Below are 19,744 nucleotides of genomic sequence, written 5' to 3'. Positions count from 1 at the left end.
TAACAAGTAAGGTCAACTTATTACAGACCTTTGCGCCAGTTAAATTATAAAACCCATGGATAATATTTACTTATTAATGTTAGTTGCTCTTACTATACTAGCGGTACTAGATATCGTAGTAGGTGTAAGTAATGATGCGATTAACTTCTTGAACTCTGCAATAGGTTCAAAAGCGTTACCTGTAAAAACAATCATGATTGTTGCCAGTCTAGGTATTTTTGTGGGCGCGGTATATTCTAGTGGTTTAATGGAAGTCGCTCGTAAAGGTATTTTTGTGCCTAGCCAGTTCAGTTTTGAAGAGATTATGGTCATTTTTATGGCTGTAATGATAACTGACATCTTATTACTAGACTTTTTTAACACACTAGGTTTACCTACTTCAACTACAGTGTCCATTGTTTTCAACTTATTTGGAGCTGCAATTGTAATGTCACTTATTAAGATTAGTGCGTCAGACTCTCAAACGATAGCTGACCTAGGGCAATATATCAATACTAAAAAAGCGATTGAAATAATAACTGGAATTTTCCTTTCTGTATTTATAGCTTTTAGTGTAGGAGCACTAGTACAATGGATTTCTAGATTGATATTTACTTTTCAGTATGAGAAGAAGATTAAGAATTTTGGAGCACTATTTGGTGGAGTTGCATTAACAGCAATTTTGTATTTCATTTTCATGAAAGGACTTAAAGGAACTCCTTATTACAAAGACATGAAAGGTGTTATAGAAGGTAATGAAATCCTTATCATTTTAGGAGGTTTTGTGCTTTTCACATTGTTATCTTACCTTTTTCAAAAAATCACAAAAAAGAGTATCCTTCTAGTAGTCATTGGTGTAGGAACTTTTGGTCTAGCACTTGCCTTTTCAGGTAATGATTTAGTGAACTTTATAGGTGTTCCTATGGCAGCTTACCATTCTTATGAAGCATGGTCAGGTTCGGGAATAGATCCTGCTTTATTTACTATGGAAGTTTTAGATGCTAAAATGCCTGCGCAACCTTACTTATTGTTTATCGCTGGTGGAATTATGGTAGTTACTTTATGGTTCTCTAAGAAAGCTAAAACAGTGGCTGAGACCGAAATTAGCTTGTCTCGTCAAGGTGAAGGTCGTGAAAAGTTTGAACCTAATATGTTATCTCGTGGAATAGTTAAAGGTACTACCTGGTTATCAAATGCCGTTAGTGTAATTATTCCTGAAAGTACACAAGCTAAGATAAACGCTAGTTTTGAGAAACCTACTGATGAAGCAGTAACCTTATCTCAAAATCCAGATGCTCCAGCATTTGACATGATCCGCGCCTCTGTAAACTTAATGGTGGCTGGTGTTTTGATTTCCATTGCGACTACTATGAAGTTACCACTTTCCACTACTTATGTAACCTTTATGGTTGCGATGGGTGCTTCTCTTGCAGATAGAGCTTGGGGAAGAGAAAGCGCAGTTTACCGCGTCGCTGGTGTACTTAACGTTATAGGTGGATGGTTCTTTACAGCATTTGCAGCATTGATAGCAGCAGGAACAGTAGCTTTCTTAATCCACTGGAATAAAGAAGTAATGATTCCTATTCTATTATTGCTAACTGCTATCCTTTTAGTGAGAAATTATCTATCTCACAAAAAGAAAAGTACGACTAGTATTGATCCTAAAAGTCTTAAGAAACATGAAAGCAGCACGGTACAAGGAATAATCCTAGAAAGTGCTGATAATATTTCAAACGTAGTTTCTAGATCAAATAAAATCTATACTGAGGTATTAAACGGACTAGCAACTGAAAATAAAAAATCTCTCAAAAAGAGTAAAAAAGGAGTTGATAAATTAGAGCAGGAAATTGAAGAGTTAAGAGATAATATCTTCTACTTTATCAAAAACCTTGATGAAACTAGTGTACGTGGAAGTAATTTTTACATCACCATTCTAGCCTATTTAACTGATGTTGCTCAGTCACTTGAGTTTATTTCAAAGAAAAGTTACAAGCACATCAACAATGAGCATAAGAAATTGAGATACAGTCAAATTAAAGATTTGAAAGAAGTTGATCAATCTTTAAGCGCACTACTTATTGAAATTGAAGAAGTGTTTAATAGTAAAAAGTTTGAGCGTATAAGCTATGTGCTTTCTAGAAAAGAAGAGTTATTAGGACTTTTATCTACTAAGATTCATACTCAAATAGAGCGCACAAGAACTGAGGAATCTAGCCCAAAGAATACAACTCTATACTTCAACATATTATTAGAAACTAAAGATCTAGTGACTAGTATTATGAACTTAATGGAAGAGTATTATTCTAGTTATAAAAAAGAATAAGGTTCCATAATTAACTGTATTAAAATCCCATCTTATTTAAGATGGGATTTTTTCGTTGGTTGAAGTTCATGAGACGTACTCAATAGCTTTAAATCTATTAATGTAGTGTTTGAGTTAGCTTTCGCGAAAGCGTGATACACAAAGTCAAATAAACCTGAATAGGGCATTTATGAGCATATAAAAAGTCCTAATCATATAACTGATTAGGACTTTTAGATATTTTAGTAAAGGCCTTTTTAAGCTGCCTTAGATTGCTTATTTACATCAGAAGTATCTGGGTTTTTCCAAGCTTGTAATCTCAGCTTAACGCGATGTACCATATATAGTAGAATAGGTACAATGATAAGCGTTAAGAACGTCGCAAAGAGCAATCCAAAGATTACAGTCCATGCTAGTGGTCCCCAGAAAATCACGTTATCTCCACCCATATAAATCTTAGGGTCAAATTCACTAAATAAACTGAAGAAATCAATGTTAAATCCTATAGCTAACGGTATCAATCCTAGAACCGTAGTAATCGCTGTAAGCAACACTGGTCGCAAACGAGCTTTTCCAGCTTGAACAATCGCGTTAAATGAATCTTCTTTACTGATGAGGTGTTTATCATTATCTATTCCTAATTCTTCCCTGCGGCGCAGTTTTAAAATATCTACATAATCGATAAGTACCACACTATTATTAACCACAATACCAGCAAGCGAGATAATTCCCATCATGGTCATCATAATTACAAACGGCCATCCTGTAAACATAAGTCCTAGGAATACACCTATAAAACTTAGGAAAATAGAGATCATAATGATCGTAGGTTTTGAAATACCTCCAAACTGGAAAATCAAAATAAAGAAGATTAATGCTAGACCTACCATAAGAGCCGTCATTAAGAAGGCTTGTTGCTTGTTCTGTTCTTCAAGCTGTCCTGTGTAATCTATTTTAATATTATCTGATAAACCTTCAAAATCGAGCATCTCATTTTGAATTTGTGCTACGGCCGCACCAGCGTCTGCATAGCCAGGTTTTAGGGCGCTATAAACGGTAACTACACGCTTATTATTCTTGTGTTTAATAGAACTAAATCCTGATACGTTTTCTTGAGTAGTAACTGCGCTTACAGGAATCTCTAAAACCCTACCAGTCGCCATGTCTCTATAAGTAATGCGCTGGTTAAACAAAGAACTGCGGTCATAGCGATTCTCTTCATTAAATCGCACGTAGATGTCATAGTCTTCTCCGTTTTCTTTATAAACACCAGCTTTCTCTCCAAAGATAGAACGGCGCAATTGCATTCCTACTTGACTTGCGCTTATACCTAGTTCTCCAGCTTTCTCACGATCTACTTTTACTTGTAGAGCAGGTTTACTCTTATTAACATCGATTTTTAATTCATCAACAGGAGCGATATTCTTCTCATTTAAGAATTTTACCATACGCTCTGCAGTAACAATTAACTCGTCATAATCATCACCTTGAAGTTCAACGTTAATAGGATATCCTGCTGGTGGTCCTGCAGCATCTTTTTCAACGCTTATAGCAATTCCTGGAAACTTTCCTTGAACAGCCTCTTGAACTTTTTTACGCAATTCTTCACTATCTGTACCATTACGATATTTGAACTCGCGCATGGATGCGGTAATTTTCCCTTTATTAGGCATCTCGGCAGCGCTTCCTCCATCTGTTTGTGGATTTCCTGCGCCTTCTCCTACTTGGGAAACGGTACTTTCCACAAGTACATTTTTATCATCGCTGTCTAAGTACATTTCCTCATTAATGACATCATAAACTATAGTTTCTATGTCCTTAGTAGTTTCATTTGTTTTTCTAATAGAAGTTCCTTGTGGATATTCTATATAAACTATAATTTGATTAGGCTTATTTTCAGGAAAGAATTGAATTTCAGTACGTCCAGATCCTACAGACCATCCAAAATAAAGAGCCAATACTCCAAAAAACATAAATACCATTCCCGCCGAAAAGAAATATGGTTTCTTACCTCTTAACGCAAATCTTAAGAATCGCTCATACATATTATCCAGCCATTTCAATATTCTACGCTGGAAAAATAATGTGGCACCTTTCACTACATATTTATAAAGCCATAATAGGATAACCGTAACTACCATTACCGTTCCTAAACCTCTCATTGCACCACCTAAAAGCATGATTAATAAACCTATTCCACCCATTACAATGGTGATAATAACTAAGTTTTTAAGCGGAATGCGTTTCTCATCAATACTCATATATTTAGAAACGAGCATAGAATTAAAGAAAATCGCAACGATTAATGAACTTCCTAACACTACAGATAATGTGATAGGGAAATACTTCATAAATTCTCCCATAACTCCTGGCCATAAACCTATAGGTACAAAGGCAGCTACTGTAGTTAAGGTAGAAATAATAATAGGTACTGCTATTTCACCTATTCCTATTTTTGCAGCTTTTATACGAGACATTCCTTCTTCATCCATTAAACGGTATACGTTCTCTACCACCACAATACCGTTGTCCACCAGCATTCCTAATCCCATAATCATGGCAAACAGAATCATCGTGTTTAAGGTGTATCCTAAGAAGTTGAGAATAATAAAACTCATCAACATAGACATAGGAATCGCAAACCCTACAAATAGTGCGTTTCTAAATCCTAAGAAAAACATTAATACAGTTACAACCAGTATAACCCCAAAAATGATGTTATTCACAAGATCATCAACTTGATTAAGCGTGCGGCTGGAACCATCATTTGTAATAGTGATTTCAACGTTATCAGGGATTTTTCCATTTTCTTGAGAAGCAGCTACTATTTCTCTGATACTCTCAGAGGCAGTAATCATGTTTTTACCAGATGATTTTTTTACATCTATCATCACAACGGCATCTCCAGATTCTCTGGCAAAAGTCGTTTTATCTTCTTCCTTAAAATTAACCTCAGCGATGTCCTTAAGATAGATTGGACCTGTTTCATTTTTTACAACAAATCGTTCTAATTGATCAGGATCAGTAATTTCTCCGAGTATTCTTATAGTACGACGCTGGTTTTCGGTCTTAATGTTACCTGCACTCATGGTGGCATTTCCTCCACGCACTGCGTTAATCACATTATCAAAACTCACGGTAGCCGCAGTCATTTTATAAATGTCTACAGCAATTTCAACTTCTAATTCTTGGGCACCTCTTATACTGGCTTCTTTAATTTCTTGAAGACCTTCAATCTCGTCTTGTAAATATTCTGCAAATTCTTTGAGTTCTCGTACCGTATAATCACCACGCAAATTGATGTTCATGATAGGAACCTCTTCACTCATTTTCAGGTCAAATACATTGGGCTCAATCTTAGCTCCATTAAATGTAGGCCAGTCTTCATTTGAAGTTTCTACATCAATCTCATCCTTCACGCTTTGCTTTGCAGCTTCTACGGTAATACTCGATCCTAGAATAGAACCTTCATCAAATTCTACAGTAATTATAGAGTAATCTTCCTGTGAAGTAGAAAGAACCTTTGCTACACCAGAGATATTTTTCAATCGATCCTCCAGCGGATCTGTAATGAGTCGCTCGATATCCTCTGCAGTGTTACCGGGATAAACACTTGAGATGTAAATTTTTGTTTCTTTTACCTCGGGAAAATCTTCACGTGGCATTGCAAAATAGCCCTGAACTCCTAGAACGAGTACCAGTGCTATTAGGATCCATATAACGGTGGAGTTGTTAATTGCCCATGAGGAAAATCCAAACTCTTTTTCACTTTTCTTTCCCATCGTTAGGCTTTTTTAATTCTTACTTGTTGGTCTTCTTTAACACTACGAGCTCCTTCTATGATAATGTTATCACCTTTTTCAAGACCGCTAGTTATCTCAATCATGTTTTCACTGGTTTTCCCAGTTTTAATAACTCTACGTTTTGCAATTGCAGTTTTGAAATCGTTTCCGTCTTTCAAGTCTGCAGCTACCATAACATACTGGTCACCATTTTGATTTTCACTTATCACAGCAAGCGGTATCAATAATGCTTCTTTATTTGTATAATCGTTGATTTTTAAACGTGCGGTAAGATTAGGTTTGATAGTTCCCTTTTTATTATCAACTGGAATTTCAATTTTAAATGATCTGTTTGAAGGATTTATAAAAGCACTAGTCTGTCTTACTTTACTTGTTACTTTTTCTCCTAAAACTGGAAAATCCACTTCTACATCTGTTCCTTTAGTAACAGAGCTGATATAATTTTCAGGAACTTCTACCTCAATGTACATATCATTAAGATTTACTATTCTTAAGATTTGTGACATCCCAGGACTCACCGTGTTACCTTGCTCAATCATCACATCATCTATAACACCGGAGAAAGGAGCTGTAATAACAGTTTTCCCTAGTTGCTGTTGCATGGATCTGATAGCGCTCTCTTGAGATTCATAATTAGCTTTAGCTTGCAAGTATTGAATTTCAGATCCTATGTTTTGATCCCATAGTCTTTTCTGTCTTTCAAAAGTCGTTTTGGCAAGCTGAGATTGAACCTTCATTTGTTCAATGTTTTGTGCCATTCCTCCATCATCTATACGGGCAAGTCGTTGTCCTTTTGAAACACGCTGTCCTTCCTTAACATAAACGTTTGTAAGAATACCAGGAACTTCAGGCATTAAGGTGATGTTCTGTTTAGTACTCACACTACCTTGTAATTCTATAAAGTGGTTATAAACAGTATCATTGATTGTCTCTATACTAACTAGAGCGCCATCTTTTTTTACGCTGTTTTTATCTAAGTACTTTTCTATAGATTTAATTTCATTCTCGAGTTCTTTCTTTGCATTAAGCAACTCTGTTTTTTTAAGAGCTATAGCTTTAGTGTCTCCGGTAGCAATGATTTCATCTATGGTAGGCTCTTTGCCACCACAAGAGACGATAAATGCTGCTGTAAGTATGATTAATATTTTTTTCATGTTCGGTAGATTCTGTAGGTTGATTTATTTTTGGGTAGTATAATTGGGTGTATTTAATATGGTTTCAAGAGAAGCTTTTTCAGTAATAACTTGATACATGCTATTGAGTAACTCTGCTTGAGTGCTGTAAAGCTGCGTTTGCGCTTGTCTTAGGTCAAAGCTGGTTGCTATTCCTTCTCTAAACTTGATATTATTCTTATTCTCTATACGCTCAGCAAGTGCTAGGTTATCTTTACTAGTCATATAATTATCTATGGCAGTTTGATAATTATTAAGAGCACTTTGGTAGTTAAGGCGTATTTCTTCGCTAGTGCGTTGTAAATCAGTTTCGGCTTGATCCCAAGCGATTTTAGTACGCGCTTGAGCAGCTCTTTTTCCCATAGAACTAAAGATAGGAATGTTCACACTCACACCGGCAATAGATTGCTGGAACCACTGCTGGTTATTATTAGAAAACACAAAATTATCATCAAAGGTCTGTGTTCCATAATTCACAAAACCACTGATAGTAGGCAATCCTTTTGCAAGTTCCAATTTATGCTCCAGACGGCGCTGCTGGGTGAAGTTGTAAGCAATTTGATAATCCACGGTTCCTTCTACCTCTATAGAATCATCAGTAACAGATGGGTCTATGTTGCTCAAAGCAAGAGATTCAAGGTCATCATTTAAAGTTACTGGAGTTTCAAGTTCTATACCTAGAGCAAGTTTCAACATGTCCATTGCTATTTCTCGCTGTCTAAGTGCACCGTTTAGTTGGTTATCTAATTGTGATAAAGTGATTTGCAGTTGCTCAACATCTTCCTCTTCGGTAAGTCCGTTTTCAAAAATCTTTGTCACTTCATTGAGGTTTTTTTCCAGTGCATCACGGTTTTTTGTGATGATTTCTATGTTTTCTTCAGTCAGTAATACACCACCATAAGCGTTAATAATCCCTTTTCTCACTTCAAGTTTGGTCTTATTATTTGCGTTTTCAGAAAAGTCTAGAAAAGTTTTTGAAGCTTCAAGTGCCACTAAATAAGAACCATCAAAGATGAGCTGGCTCAAAGTTGCCGTTAGATTCATGCTTTGTTTAGGAGAAAATGCAACCGGTACAAAAGTTCCTGGAGCACCACCTACTATTTCTCCTGGTAATGGAGTAATAGGTTGTTTCAACTGGTTTTGATAATCTATGGAACCATTAATTTGTGGTAATCCAGCAGCTGTGGTTTCCCATTTTTGCTTTAATGCTTTTGCGATGTCTCGTTGGGCATTTATGGCTTGATAATTATGTTCCAATCCGTGCTCGATGGCTTGTTCAAGTGTAAAGCTGTAGCTGGATGAAGTAGGTTCTTGAGAATACGCTTTCGCGAAAGCGAGTCCAAAAACAATCAGTGCTATTTTAAATTTACTGGGCATTTAATCGTGATTTGTATTAGTGATTTGGTTGAGTATTTGTCTGCCTGCTGGAGTAACAATTCCACGCAGGTGGTATTCCAAGTATTGCTCAAATAAAGATTGAACTGGGAACTGATCAGTAGGGAAAAATTGCAGATTTTTAATCCCTTGAATACCTATAAAATAAATGCGTGAAATGAAGTTTGCGTCTATATTATCCCTGTATAATCCTTGCTCAATTCCTTTAGAAACATTGCGATTGATACAATTATTCATGTGGGAGAACTGGATGTCAGTTAGTTTCTTATGAACCTCAGGATAGTATTTATGCAATTGATACATAGGAGAAGTGTCATCTCCTTTAAGCTGCTTCATCACAAATTTCTTTACAGTGTAAAGCTGCTCAATTGGGTTTTCAGTATTAGAATCCATAATTTCATCTACGGCGCCACAAATGTGATTGCAAATGTGTACAGATGATTCCTCTACGAGCTGGCTTTTATTTTTAAAATGAGCGTACAGTGTTTTTTTACTCACACCCAATTTTGCAGCAATCTCGTCCATAGTAACACTCTTAAAGCCTAGTGTAAGAAACAGGTCTATGGAAGTGTCAAGAATTTGGGGTTTTAATTCACTCATTATCTAATAATTGGCTGCAAATATAAGCAGTGGAAACTTTAAAAACGTTTTAAGTTTCCAAAGTTTTGTAATTCTTTAACATATTAATTTCCTTTTTACCTCAAATGGTTAATTTTTATGAAAACCAAATACAATATCGAGCGAGAGTCGAGATATGGTGTTACTTTTACCATATGAATAATATGAGCCAACTTAAAATAGTCTTTCTAGCTGCGTTAAAGTCTAGAATAACGCAAAGCGAACCTACATCACTTTACGATCCAGTACATTACATTCTTGATTTAGGTGGGAAGCGTTTGCGTCCATTACTTACACTTATGAGTGCTCAAATGTATGGCTCCACGTTTGATAAGGCTATGGATGCTGCAATTGCAGTTGAGGTTTTTCATAACTTCACTTTGTTGCATGACGACATAATGGATGATGCAGACTTGCGCCGTGGAGAAGAAACGGTTCATGTGAAATGGGATGTAAATACTGGGATTCTGTCTGGTGATGCCATGCTTATTATAGCTTATCAATTATTCAATTCTTATGACGCTCAAACTTTTTATGAGTTGAATCAGGTGTTTTCTAAAACAGCGCTTGAAGTATGTGAAGGTCAACAGTATGATGTAGATTTTGAAACTCGTGATGATGTTACGATTCCAGAATATCTCCATATGATTAAGTTGAAAACCTCTGTTCTAGTAGGTTGTGCGTTGAAAATGGGTGCTATAATTGCAGGTGTAGATGAAAAAGAACAACAATTAATTTATGATTATGGAGTGTTACTAGGACTTGCATTCCAGTTAATGGATGATTATCTGGACGCTTTTGGTGATCCAGAAACCTTCGGTAAAGAAGTAGGTGGCGATATAAGAGAAAATAAAAAGACCTATTTATATCTTAAAAGTATAGAAGATGAAGGTTGTGCTACAGAGCTCAAAGAATGGTTTGCCATGGATTATAAAGAAATGAATGAAGAGCAAATCGAGATGAAGAAAGAAACCGTAAAAGTATTTTTTGAAGAAAGTGGTGGAGCTGCAGCAACACTAGAGGCTATAAAGTCTTATACAGATAAAGCGCTGCGCATCATTAAACAATTATCCATAAGTGATGATTCTAAAAAGCAGTTGACTGACTTTTCTCTAGATTTAATGAGCCGTATTAGTTAATGATTTTATGTCTCCTCGAGCGGAGTCGAGAGGTTATTAATGTTTCATTAAACCATAATTTAATAGTTATCTACTTTTCCCATCATGAGCGATTTATTACCCCAAATACAAGAAAAACTAGAATCCAGACACCATGTGTTCACGATTTATAAAAATCAAGTGAATAAAGATCTGGAACGCTCAGGATTTGAGGCTATAGAGGAAAACAATCCTAAAGAGTTTTTAATGGAGCTCGCATCATTACTCAATGAAGCTATAGAAGATTCAAATCCTAAACTACAACAACTCTACTATCTGGCCGATGTGCAAGAACGACACTTGCAACACGGCATCATCCTAGGTTTTATCAATCGAGAATGGATTAAGATTCAGTTTAGATTAAGGCAGTGATTAGATACGAGTTCCCGCAATTTTGAGCTCTGTAAAATTCATTACAGCTTGTGTAGCGCTAGAATTGCCTCCATTGGCTACAGTGAGTCGCACTTCATTTCCTTCTATATTTGGAATAGCAATTACATTGTCTCCTGTTACCGCAGTACCTACGATTGACGATGTATATGCTAGTGTTCCACCGTTGAAAATTTCTACATAGACGTTATCAATACGATTTGTACAGCAACCATTTCGTCCGTCTAACGTAACGCTAGTAATATTATAATTATCAGTCCAGTTAAAGCCAAAACCCCAATCTGCTGTGTTGCCACCATTCATATTAAAGTGAAATGTTGCTGCTCCGGTTTCATCTACACCGTTAAATAGTGTTGTGTAATCACCATATCCATTATCGTTTCCATTATATTCTGTGTAAGTAGCATTTGCCAATGTGATTTCATCTCTTATAATCCGATCAAAACCTTCTTTGGAACCCATAAGATTCCATTTAGTTCCATTGAAAAAATAAATTCCATTTGGAACTGCAGTGTTGGATACTGGACTATAAATAACTAAACCTTCAGCTGGAGAAGGGATCGTGGTGACATCTTCAAAACCAGTAATAGAAACATGAGGTAGTTTTACACCTAGTGTGGTGGAATCTATATCTAGAATAGCGCTAGGATCTGGTGAGTCTGTATTGATTCCTACTTGAGCGTGGCTTAAAAAAGCAGCACTTAAGAAGAGTGTTAAAAATAAATTTTTCATTGTGATAGCCCGTTTACACTGCAAATTACAGTATTTACTTACTTTAAATAGTTAAAAGCAAACTAAAATGTATCTACAAATATTGTTTTTCTAGAAAAGAACGCGCACAAACGGCTGGAGTCCGTTTTGATAAACACTACGATTGTCGTTAAAAAGCACATCATATCGTGCACCTATGACAAAGTTACCTTGTCTATAACCAGCTCCTAGAAATAACGCTGGAACCCAGTAGTTATCATCAAAACTGGAATCTTCAAAATTCCTATTCACGTTAAGGTATTCAAAGTCTGCACTTACCTGAAGATAGTCGATAGGAGAAGCCATAGCAATTAAACTTCCACCAGCGATGGTTGATTTTGAACCTAATAAATTAGAACCTCTTCGAGGATTAAATTCTGTATAGCTATAGTTTAATCCAGCACCTAACCCTACGAAATCATTGACTTGATAAATAGCTTGCGGTGCAATTAAAACCGAGGAATAATCATTTCCAAAATTAGCTCCTACATTTCCTCCAAACCTTACGTTTTGCCAAAAATCAGACTTCTGCTTGTCTTGTTGACCATGGGATTGATAAAAAAAGAGACTGATTATTGTGAATATCGCAATGCTTAACGGTGAGCCATTTTTCATAATGCTATTTTTTAATATTTAATTAGTTATAAAAATACAAAAGTTGATGCCAACCGAGTGGTTTTCTTTATTTTTGCTTCAATATTTGATAAAAAGGAGAATTCCTTAGATATATGGATAAGTTTTCATTTCTTAATGCTGCACATACAGCACACTTCGCACAACTTTACGATGAATATTTAATTAATCCGGATAGGGTAGAACCATCATGGAGAGCTTTCTTTCAGGGATTTGACTTTGGAATGGAAACCGCTCATGAAGATGATTTTGAGATGAATCAGGCGGCAGCGCCAGTTGCCATTCCTGAGCATGTTCAAAAAGAATTTCAAGTTGTAAAATTAATAGACGCATACCGCACACGAGGACATTTATTTACTAAGACTAATCCGGTAAGAGAACGCCGTACTTATGAGCCTACACTCGACTTAGTAAACTTTGGACTTACAGATGCAGATTTAAATACAGATTTCAACAGTGGAGATATCATAGGACTAGGTAAAACAAGTCTTAAAAATATTATTGCACATCTCAAGAAAGTTTATTGTGAAAGTATAGGTGTAGAATACATGTATATACGCAAACCTGCTGAGGTGAAATGGATTCAAAACTGGTTACATAAAAATGATAATCATCCTACGTTTGACAAGGATGATAAACTTCAAATTCTTAAGAAACTTAATGAAGCTGTTTCTTTTGAATCTTTTTTACATACAAAGTACGTAGGTCAAAAGCGTTTCTCTCTAGAAGGAAATGAATCTTTAATTCCGGCACTTGATGCACTTGTAGAAAGTGCAGCAAATAAAGGAGTGAATCACTTTGTGCTGGGAATGGCGCACCGTGGTAGATTAAATGTGCTTACTAATATATTTGGAAAACCAGTAAAGGACATCTTTTCTGAATTTGATGGGAAAGATTATGAAGAAGATATTTTTGATGGAGACGTAAAATATCACTTAGGATACACCAGTAAACGTAAAACAGATTCTGGTAAGGATATTAATATAAATATTGTTCCTAATCCATCACACCTAGAAACTGTAGGAGCTGTCGTAGAAGGAATTGCGCGTGCAAAACAAGACATGCACACACCAGATGATTTTTCAAAAGTATTACCTATAGTGATACATGGTGATGCAGCAATCGCTGGTCAGGGAATCGTTTATGAAGTAGTGCAAATGGCACAACTCGATGCATATAAAACGGCTGGTACTATCCACATGGTAGTGAATAATCAAGTAGGTTTTACAACTAATTATCTTGACGCACGATCTTCAACCTATTGTACAGACATCGCCAAAGTGACTTTGTCTCCAGTACTTCACGTAAATGCAGACGATCCTGAAGCTGTCGTTCATGCTATGAACTTTGCGCTGGATTACCGCATGGAATTTGGTCGTGATGTATTTATCGATTTATTAGGCTATAGAAAATATGGGCATAATGAAGGTGATGAACCTCGTTTTACTCAACCACAATTATATAAAGCAATCAGTAAGCATAAGAATCCGCGTGATATTTATGCAGAGAAACTTCTTTCCCAAGGTGTTATTGATAATACTACGGTAAAGAAATTTGAAAAAGCATATAAAAGTAAATTAGAGAAACAACTAGAAACTTCTCGCGAAAAAGAAAACACTATCATCACACCATTCATGCAAGATGAGTGGAAAGGCTTTGAACAAGCTACTGAGGTTGAGATGATGGAAAAGGTCGATAGTGGAGTAGATCGTAAGGTTCTAGAAAAGATCACTAAGTCTATTTCTCAATTACCTGAAGGTGAGAATTTCATAAGAAAAATTAAGAAAATCATCGAGGTACGTCAGACTATGTTTGATGAGGATAAACTGGACTGGGCAATGGGAGAACACCTTGCCTATGGTAGTTTAATGATGGAAGGATATAACGTGCGCATGAGTGGACAGGATGTAGAGCGTGGAACGTTCTCGCACCGTCACGCTGTAGTGAAGTCTGAAAATCATGAGAATGAATTTATTTTACATAATGCTATAGAAGGAGCAAAAGGTAAATTAGAGATTTACAACTCGCACTTATCTGAATATGGAGTAGTAGGATTTGAATATGGTTATGCACTGGCACAACCTAACACCTTGACGATTTGGGAAGCACAGTTTGGTGATTTCTCAAACGGTGCACAGATTATGATGGACCAGTACATAAGTGCTGGAGAAGATAAGTGGAAGAATCAAAACGGTCTGGTAAAATTATTACCGCACGGTTATGAAGGTCAAGGAGCAGAGCACTCGAGTGCGCGTATAGAACGTTATTTACAACTATGTGCAAAGGATAATATGTTTATGGCAAACTGTACCACGCCAGCAAATATGTTTCACTTGCTACGCCGTCAGATGTTAGTAAATTACCGCAAGCCATTAGTGGTTTTCACTCCTAAATCTTTGTTGCGTTCACCACGAGCGGTGAGCAGTGTGGATGAGTTAGTAAATGGTCACTTTCAAGAGGTGATAGATGTTGATGGAGACGCTTTCGCGAAAGCGAGTACACTAGTATTTACAAGTGGAAAATTCTATTACGATTTACTAGAATATAGAGAAGAAAATAATCGCACTGATGTTGCACTGGTAAGACTAGAACAATTGTTCCCATTACCTATCGAGCAAATCCAGGAAGTGATGAAAAAATATGGTTCCAAAGATGTCGTATGGGCACAAGAAGAACCTAGAAATATGGGCGCTTATGCACATTTAATGTTACACATGCCAGAGACTAGAAACTGGCGCGTGTGTTCACGTAATATGTATGCAGCACCAGCCTCAGGTAGCTCAACGCGATCTAAGGCAAGACAAGCAAGAATAATAGAAGACGTATTTAATACCAACAAATAAAATTATGGCTCTAGAAATGAAAGTGCCTTCACCAGGCGAGTCGATTACAGAAGTAGAAATAGCAGAATGGCTAGTAGCTGACGGCGATTGGGTTGAAAAAGACCAAGCAATTGCAGAGGTTGATAGCGATAAAGCAACACTTGAATTACCTGCAGAAGCTAGTGGTATCATTACCCTAAAAGCTGAAGAAGGTGATGCAGTTGCCGTAGGCGCTGTAGTTTGCTTAATTGATACCGAAGCAACTAATCCTAATGGTGGATCTCAAGATGTAGATAACGCTCCATCAACTATGGGTGGTGGCGATGAAGGAGGAAACAATGGTGATGTAGCCAAAGAGATGAAAAATGAAAATGCAGACAAGAAAAAATCTGCAGATTCTAATAAAGCTCCACAACCTGCTCAAGCAAAAGAAACTTATGCAAGCGGTGTCGCAAGTCCTGCTGCAAAAAAGATTCTCGATGAAAAAGGTGTGGACTCTAAGTCTGTGTCTGGAACTGGTCGTGATGGTCGCATTACTAAAGAAGATGCTGTACAAGCAAAACCATCGATGGGAACTCCTACGACTGGAGGATCTCGCGGTGAGTCGCGTTCTAAACTTTCTATGTTACGTAGAAAAGTCGCAGAACGTCTAGTAAGTGTAAAAAATGACACAGCAATGTTAACCACATTTAATGAGGCTGACATGCATGCGATTTTTGCTTTACGTACAGAATATAAAGATGCTTTTAAAGCAAAGCATGGAGTAGGTTTAGGATTTATGTCATTCTTTACTAAGGCTGTGACTAGAGCACTGGAAATGTATCCAGCGGTTAACTCTATGATTGATGGTAAGGAAATGATTTCTTATGATTTTGCAGATATTTCTATTGCAGTATCAGGTCCTAAAGGATTAATGGTGCCAGTAATTAGAAACGCAGAGAACCTTTCCTTTAGAGGTGTAGAATCTGAGGTGAAGAGATTAGCATTACGTGCAAGAGATGGAGATATTACAGTTGATGAAATGACTGGAGGAACTTTCACGATTACAAACGGTGGAGTCTTCGGTAGTATGATGAGTACACCTATTATTAATCCACCACAGAGTGCGATTCTAGGAATGCATAACATCATTGAACGTCCAGTAGTAGTAGATGGAGAAATCGTTGCAAGACCTATGATGTATCTTGCCGTTTCTTATGACCACCGTATCATTGATGGTAAAGAGTCTGTAGGTTTCTTAGTGGCTATTAAAGAAGCTCTAGAAAATCCTATCGAAATCTTGATGGATAATGATGTGAAGAAAGCACTAGAATTATAGGCTAACACATTTTAAATATTAAAAAACCCTAAAGATTTCAAAATCTTTGGGGTTTTTTGTTGAAAGTAAAACCACCCATAGAAAACTTGTGTTTTCTATGGGCGGTTTTTAGTTGAGCACTACTATTTTAAAATTATATTTGAAGTATATGAAATCAAAATCGTTTATTATCAAGTCAGTCATTTTAGCATTTTTAGTAAGCTTGACGGGTTGTCAAATGTTGAAAAAAGTGGAAAAGAACGAAAATGAAATAACTACTGATGAAGTGAAATTAGAATATAAATTTGCAGCTCAATTAGGAGAAGGAGCCTTATGGAACGTGGCAACTCAAGAATTGTATTGGGTTGATATTATAGGGCAGAACTTTCATAGATATAATCCCAAAACCAGAATAAATAAATCTTATGAATTACCTTCTCAAGTAGGAACAGTTGTTTCTTATGATGAAAATCAGGTAGTAGTAGCACTCGAGGATAGAGTCAGTTATTTAAATTTAAACAATCATACCTTGACAGATATCGCAGCTATTCCAAGAGAAGAAAAGGGCAGTAGATTGAACGATGGAAAGGTTGATCCTAATGGTAATTTATGGGTAGGTTCGATGTCTAAAGGTGGAGAAAACCCAACGGCTCAATTATATAGAGTAGATTCTCAAGGAGAAGTAAAAGTAATGCTTAAGGACGTGCGCATTTCAAACGGAATCGTATGGAGTAAAGATGCTCAAACGATGTTCTATATAGACACTAAAAAGGGCAACATAAGAGCTTATGACTATGATAAAACAACGAGCGAAATATCAAACGAACGAGTAATTGTTACCATTCCAGAATCATTAGGTTTTCCAGATGGAATGGCAATAGATGATAATGATAATCTTTGGGTAGGATTATGGAATGGCAATGGAATCGCTCATTATAATAGTAAAACTGGTGAACTCATCTCTAAAATTGAAGTCCCAGCTCATAATGTAACATCGTGCGCCTTTGGTGGTTCAGATTTAAAAACGCTTTACATCACAACAGCATCTGTAGATATGACTGCAGAGGAGAAAATAGAATATCCGCTGGCTGGGTCTGTTTTTTCTGTAAGAACAAATGTAAAAGGTGTCGAGAGTCCTCTATTTTTGAAATAGAATCAGAGTATTGGAATAAAAAAAACTTCAATAGAAATGTAATTTCCATTGAAGTTTTTAAGATTTAACATCTAAATATTTTACTCACCAACCACACCAGCACTAACCTGTGCCTCGCGGTCTATTTTCTTAATCATTCCTTGTAATGCTCTTCCTGGACCTACTTCGATAAAGTCGGTAGCGCCATCTTTAATCATGTTTTGAACAGACTGTGTCCATTTCACAGGGCCAGTTAATTGATAAATAAGATTAGTTTTAATGTCATCTACATCAGTCGTGCCCATGGTAGTAACGTTTTGATAAATAGGACACAAAGGAGTTTCAAATTCTGTTGCCTCTATAGCAGCGGCAAGTTCTTCACGTGCAGGCTCCATTAACGGAGAATGAAATGCACCACCTACTGGTAACATTAAAGCACGTTTTGCTCCTTTTTCTTTTAAGATTTCGCAAGCTTTTTCTACCGCTTGTGTTGCCCCAGATATTACAAGTTGTCCTGGGCAATTATAGTTTGCTGCTACGACAACACCATCTACAGTTTTACAAACATCTTCAACAATAGAATCTTCTAATCCTAAGATTGCTGCCATGGTACTGGATTGATGTTCACATGCCGCTTGCATGGCAAGAGCACGTTTTGAAACTATTTTCAATCCGTCAGTAAAACTTAGAGTTCCAACGGCAGTAAGCGCACTTAATTCGCCTAGTGAATGACCAGCAACCATTTCAGGTTTAAAATTATCACCCATCATTTTTGCTAGAATTACCGAGTGTAAAAAGATAGCAGGTTGAGTTACTTTAGTTTCTTTCAATTCTTCAGGAGTTCCTTCAAACATGATTTTAGAAATTTCAAATCCTAATATCTCGTCAGCTTTATGGAATAATTCTTTCGCTTCTGGGAAGTTGTCATATAAGTCTTTACCCATTCCTGTGAATTGAGCTCCTTGACCTGGAAAAACGTATGCTTTCATAATGTATTAGTTAATTGGTGTGGCAAATTTAATGATTTGTAGATTAGTTTCCGTTCTCCAACCCTAAAGGGTGCGGAAACAAATTACATTAGTAAAATTTACCGAAATAGAAACCTACCCTTTAGGGTTAGGGAAAGGTTTCGCTTTAATAAGGAGTTCACCAGAATAGTATTTAAATAAAAAAGTATGCAGTAGGCAGGTTGATTTTAAGTTTGCTACGCAACTTAAAATGTGAGCAGGTAGTCATCGTGTGCGATTTTACTTAAGTATTCAGATTAACGACTTCCTACTTACCGCTAAAAGAGCGAAGCGATTGTGCGACCTGCCTATTGCCTACTAAAAACTGCAAACTGTTACTGCGACTGTTGACTAAACTTTAAATGCGTTCCCAAGTTTCAAAGTCAAAAGCAAATTGATGCTTCTCGTCGGCTGGATGATTTTCTGTACGTATCAGTTTCCAGTTTGATTTATTAATCTCTGGAAAATAAGTATCAACATCAAAACTGCCGTGAACCCGAGTTAACTCAATACGATCTGCAACTTCAAGACCTAATTTATAGATCTCTCCGCCACCGATGATAAAAGGTTCCTCATCGCTAGACGCTGCTGCTAGTGCAGTAGATAAATCGTGTACTACTATGCCAACATCGGTTTTATAATTTTTATCTCTCGTGAGGATAATATGAGTACGGTTAGGTAATGGTTTAGGGAAACTCTCAAAAGTCTTGCGTCCCATGATGATGTGATGTCCAGTTGTAAGAGATTTAAAACGTTTGAAGTCATCTGGTAAATGCCATACTAAATCGCCATCTTTACCTAATTCATTATTTGCTCCAGCTGCCGCAATCATAGTAATGATGCGTTTTTTGCTAGATGATGTGGTAATAATTTTTGTGTCGGGTAGAGGATGTGCAGTGGCTACTTTTTCCTCTAGTTGTGCAATACGGTCTTTCTGTTTTTGCACTAAACGATCGTACTGGATCTTTTCCCATCCTGGACCTAGAAGTCTGTTAGTGATAAAAACCTTGAAAGCATGATATATAAGAAGTAGTAACCATACAAATAATACCCAAATCCACCATTCTATGTTGAGGATTTTCATAGGCTCTACTTGCATCATTACTTGACTTATAATAATCAACCCTACCGCACCTACTAGGAAAACTACAAAGTGTGTGAACAATCCGCGTTTTTCTTTAATGCGTCGTTGAGCGTTTTCAATCATCTCCTTTTGTACAGGATCAATTGCAGGCGTTTCTTTTTTCTTCTTACCGAACATATAACGTACTTTTATATTCAAATTTA

The 19,744-nt window shown here is 36.6% G+C and carries 14 protein-coding genes; 6 read left to right on the top strand and 8 right to left on the bottom strand.

Going from position 1 to position 19,744, the window contains the following annotated elements; translation table 11 throughout:
* Positions 1-55: 55 nt before the first annotated feature.
* The gene (locus ACSHWW_RS03840) at positions 56-2,302 is read left to right on the top strand and encodes an inorganic phosphate transporter (RefSeq protein ID WP_435681094.1); all 2,247 of its coding nucleotides are present in this window, start codon (positions 56-58) and stop codon (positions 2,300-2,302) included.
* Between the two features lie 236 nt (positions 2,303-2,538).
* Here ACSHWW_RS03840 and ACSHWW_RS03835 read toward each other — a convergent pair whose 3' ends face one another.
* The 4 genes from ACSHWW_RS03835 to ACSHWW_RS03820 are packed head-to-tail and all read right to left on the bottom strand — an operon-like array spanning position 2,539 to position 9,251.
* Positions 2,539-6,063, bottom strand: a complete 3,525-nt coding sequence (locus ACSHWW_RS03835) for an efflux RND transporter permease subunit (RefSeq protein WP_435681093.1) — start codon at positions 6,061-6,063, stop codon at positions 2,539-2,541.
* Between the two features lie 2 nt (positions 6,064-6,065).
* Positions 6,066-7,238, bottom strand: coding sequence for an efflux RND transporter periplasmic adaptor subunit (locus tag ACSHWW_RS03830; RefSeq protein ID WP_435681092.1), 1,173 nt, complete (start codon positions 7,236-7,238; stop codon positions 6,066-6,068).
* A gap of 24 nt (positions 7,239-7,262) precedes the next feature.
* Positions 7,263-8,633, bottom strand: coding sequence for a TolC family protein (locus ACSHWW_RS03825; protein WP_435681091.1), 1,371 nt, complete (start codon positions 8,631-8,633; stop codon positions 7,263-7,265).
* Positions 8,634-9,251 carry a TetR/AcrR family transcriptional regulator gene (locus tag ACSHWW_RS03820; RefSeq protein ID WP_435681090.1) on the bottom strand — a complete coding sequence of 206 codons (618 nt, stop codon included), beginning with the start codon at positions 9,249-9,251 and terminating at the stop codon, positions 8,634-8,636.
* A gap of 173 nt (positions 9,252-9,424) precedes the next feature.
* Between ACSHWW_RS03820 and ACSHWW_RS03815 the strand changes: the two genes are divergently transcribed.
* Positions 9,425-10,408, top strand: coding sequence for a polyprenyl synthetase family protein (locus tag ACSHWW_RS03815; RefSeq protein WP_435681089.1), 984 nt, complete (start codon positions 9,425-9,427; stop codon positions 10,406-10,408).
* Positions 10,409-10,492: 84 nt separating this feature from the next.
* The gene (locus ACSHWW_RS03810) at positions 10,493-10,798 is read left to right on the top strand and encodes a hypothetical protein (protein WP_105070377.1); all 306 of its coding nucleotides are present in this window, start codon (positions 10,493-10,495) and stop codon (positions 10,796-10,798) included.
* Here ACSHWW_RS03810 and ACSHWW_RS03805 read toward each other — a convergent pair whose 3' ends face one another.
* Positions 10,799-11,548 carry a hypothetical protein gene (locus tag ACSHWW_RS03805; protein ID WP_435681088.1) on the bottom strand — a complete coding sequence of 250 codons (750 nt, stop codon included), beginning with the start codon at positions 11,546-11,548 and terminating at the stop codon, positions 10,799-10,801.
* A gap of 90 nt (positions 11,549-11,638) precedes the next feature.
* The gene (locus tag ACSHWW_RS03800; protein WP_435681087.1) at positions 11,639-12,181 is read right to left on the bottom strand and encodes an alpha-ketoglutarate decarboxylase; all 543 of its coding nucleotides are present in this window, start codon (positions 12,179-12,181) and stop codon (positions 11,639-11,641) included.
* Positions 12,182-12,294: 113 nt separating this feature from the next.
* Between ACSHWW_RS03800 and ACSHWW_RS03795 the strand changes: the two genes are divergently transcribed.
* The 3 genes from ACSHWW_RS03795 to ACSHWW_RS03785 all read left to right on the top strand — a co-directional run bounded on the left by ACSHWW_RS03795 (position 12,295) and on the right by ACSHWW_RS03785 (position 17,471).
* Positions 12,295-15,042, top strand: a complete 2,748-nt coding sequence (locus tag ACSHWW_RS03795; protein WP_435681086.1) for a 2-oxoglutarate dehydrogenase E1 component — start codon at positions 12,295-12,297, stop codon at positions 15,040-15,042.
* 4 nt (positions 15,043-15,046) lie between these two features.
* Entirely contained in the window at positions 15,047-16,339 is a 1,293-nt protein-coding gene (gene odhB, locus ACSHWW_RS03790; RefSeq protein ID WP_435681085.1) for a 2-oxoglutarate dehydrogenase complex dihydrolipoyllysine-residue succinyltransferase, read from the top strand.
* 148 nt (positions 16,340-16,487) lie between these two features.
* Complete coding sequence (locus ACSHWW_RS03785) at positions 16,488-17,471, top strand: SMP-30/gluconolactonase/LRE family protein (RefSeq protein ID WP_435681084.1); 984 nt, start codon at positions 16,488-16,490, stop codon at positions 17,469-17,471.
* Positions 17,472-17,551: 80 nt separating this feature from the next.
* Here ACSHWW_RS03785 and fabD read toward each other — a convergent pair whose 3' ends face one another.
* Positions 17,552-18,439, bottom strand: coding sequence for an ACP S-malonyltransferase (gene fabD, locus ACSHWW_RS03780; protein ID WP_435681083.1), 888 nt, complete (start codon positions 18,437-18,439; stop codon positions 17,552-17,554).
* 376 nt (positions 18,440-18,815) lie between these two features.
* Positions 18,816-19,739 (bottom strand): dihydrofolate reductase, encoded by a 924-nt coding sequence (locus ACSHWW_RS03775; protein ID WP_435681082.1) that lies wholly within the window; start codon positions 19,737-19,739, stop codon positions 18,816-18,818.
* Between the last annotated feature and the right edge of the window lie 5 nt (positions 19,740-19,744).

The sequence above is a fragment of the Nonlabens sp. genome, assembly GCF_051251825.1.
Taxonomy (GTDB): Bacteria; Bacteroidota; Bacteroidia; order Flavobacteriales; family Flavobacteriaceae; genus Nonlabens.
Note: the sequence above shows the minus strand (reverse complement) of the source record. Positions and strands in the feature narration are given on the sequence as shown.

Coding starts and splice junctions, on each gene's coding strand:
- ACSHWW_RS03800 (WP_435681087.1), bottom strand. CDS start 12,181: ATGAAAAATGGCTCACCGTTAAGCATTGCGATATTCACAATAATCAGT.
- fabD (WP_435681083.1), bottom strand. CDS start 18,439: ATGAAAGCATACGTTTTTCCAGGTCAAGGAGCTCAATTCACAGGAATG.
- ACSHWW_RS03810 (WP_105070377.1), top strand. CDS start 10,493: ATGAGCGATTTATTACCCCAAATACAAGAAAAACTAGAATCCAGACAC.
- ACSHWW_RS03820 (WP_435681090.1), bottom strand. CDS start 9,251: ATGAGTGAATTAAAACCCCAAATTCTTGACACTTCCATAGACCTGTTT.
- ACSHWW_RS03840 (WP_435681094.1), top strand. CDS start 56: ATGGATAATATTTACTTATTAATGTTAGTTGCTCTTACTATACTAGCG.
- ACSHWW_RS03825 (WP_435681091.1), bottom strand. CDS start 8,633: ATGCCCAGTAAATTTAAAATAGCACTGATTGTTTTTGGACTCGCTTTC.
- ACSHWW_RS03830 (WP_435681092.1), bottom strand. CDS start 7,238: ATGAAAAAAATATTAATCATACTTACAGCAGCATTTATCGTCTCTTGT.
- ACSHWW_RS03795 (WP_435681086.1), top strand. CDS start 12,295: ATGGATAAGTTTTCATTTCTTAATGCTGCACATACAGCACACTTCGCA.
- ACSHWW_RS03805 (WP_435681088.1), bottom strand. CDS start 11,548: ATGAAAAATTTATTTTTAACACTCTTCTTAAGTGCTGCTTTTTTAAGC.
- ACSHWW_RS03785 (WP_435681084.1), top strand. CDS start 16,488: ATGAAATCAAAATCGTTTATTATCAAGTCAGTCATTTTAGCATTTTTA.
- ACSHWW_RS03815 (WP_435681089.1), top strand. CDS start 9,425: ATGAATAATATGAGCCAACTTAAAATAGTCTTTCTAGCTGCGTTAAAG.
- odhB (WP_435681085.1), top strand. CDS start 15,047: ATGGCTCTAGAAATGAAAGTGCCTTCACCAGGCGAGTCGATTACAGAA.
- ACSHWW_RS03835 (WP_435681093.1), bottom strand. CDS start 6,063: ATGGGAAAGAAAAGTGAAAAAGAGTTTGGATTTTCCTCATGGGCAATT.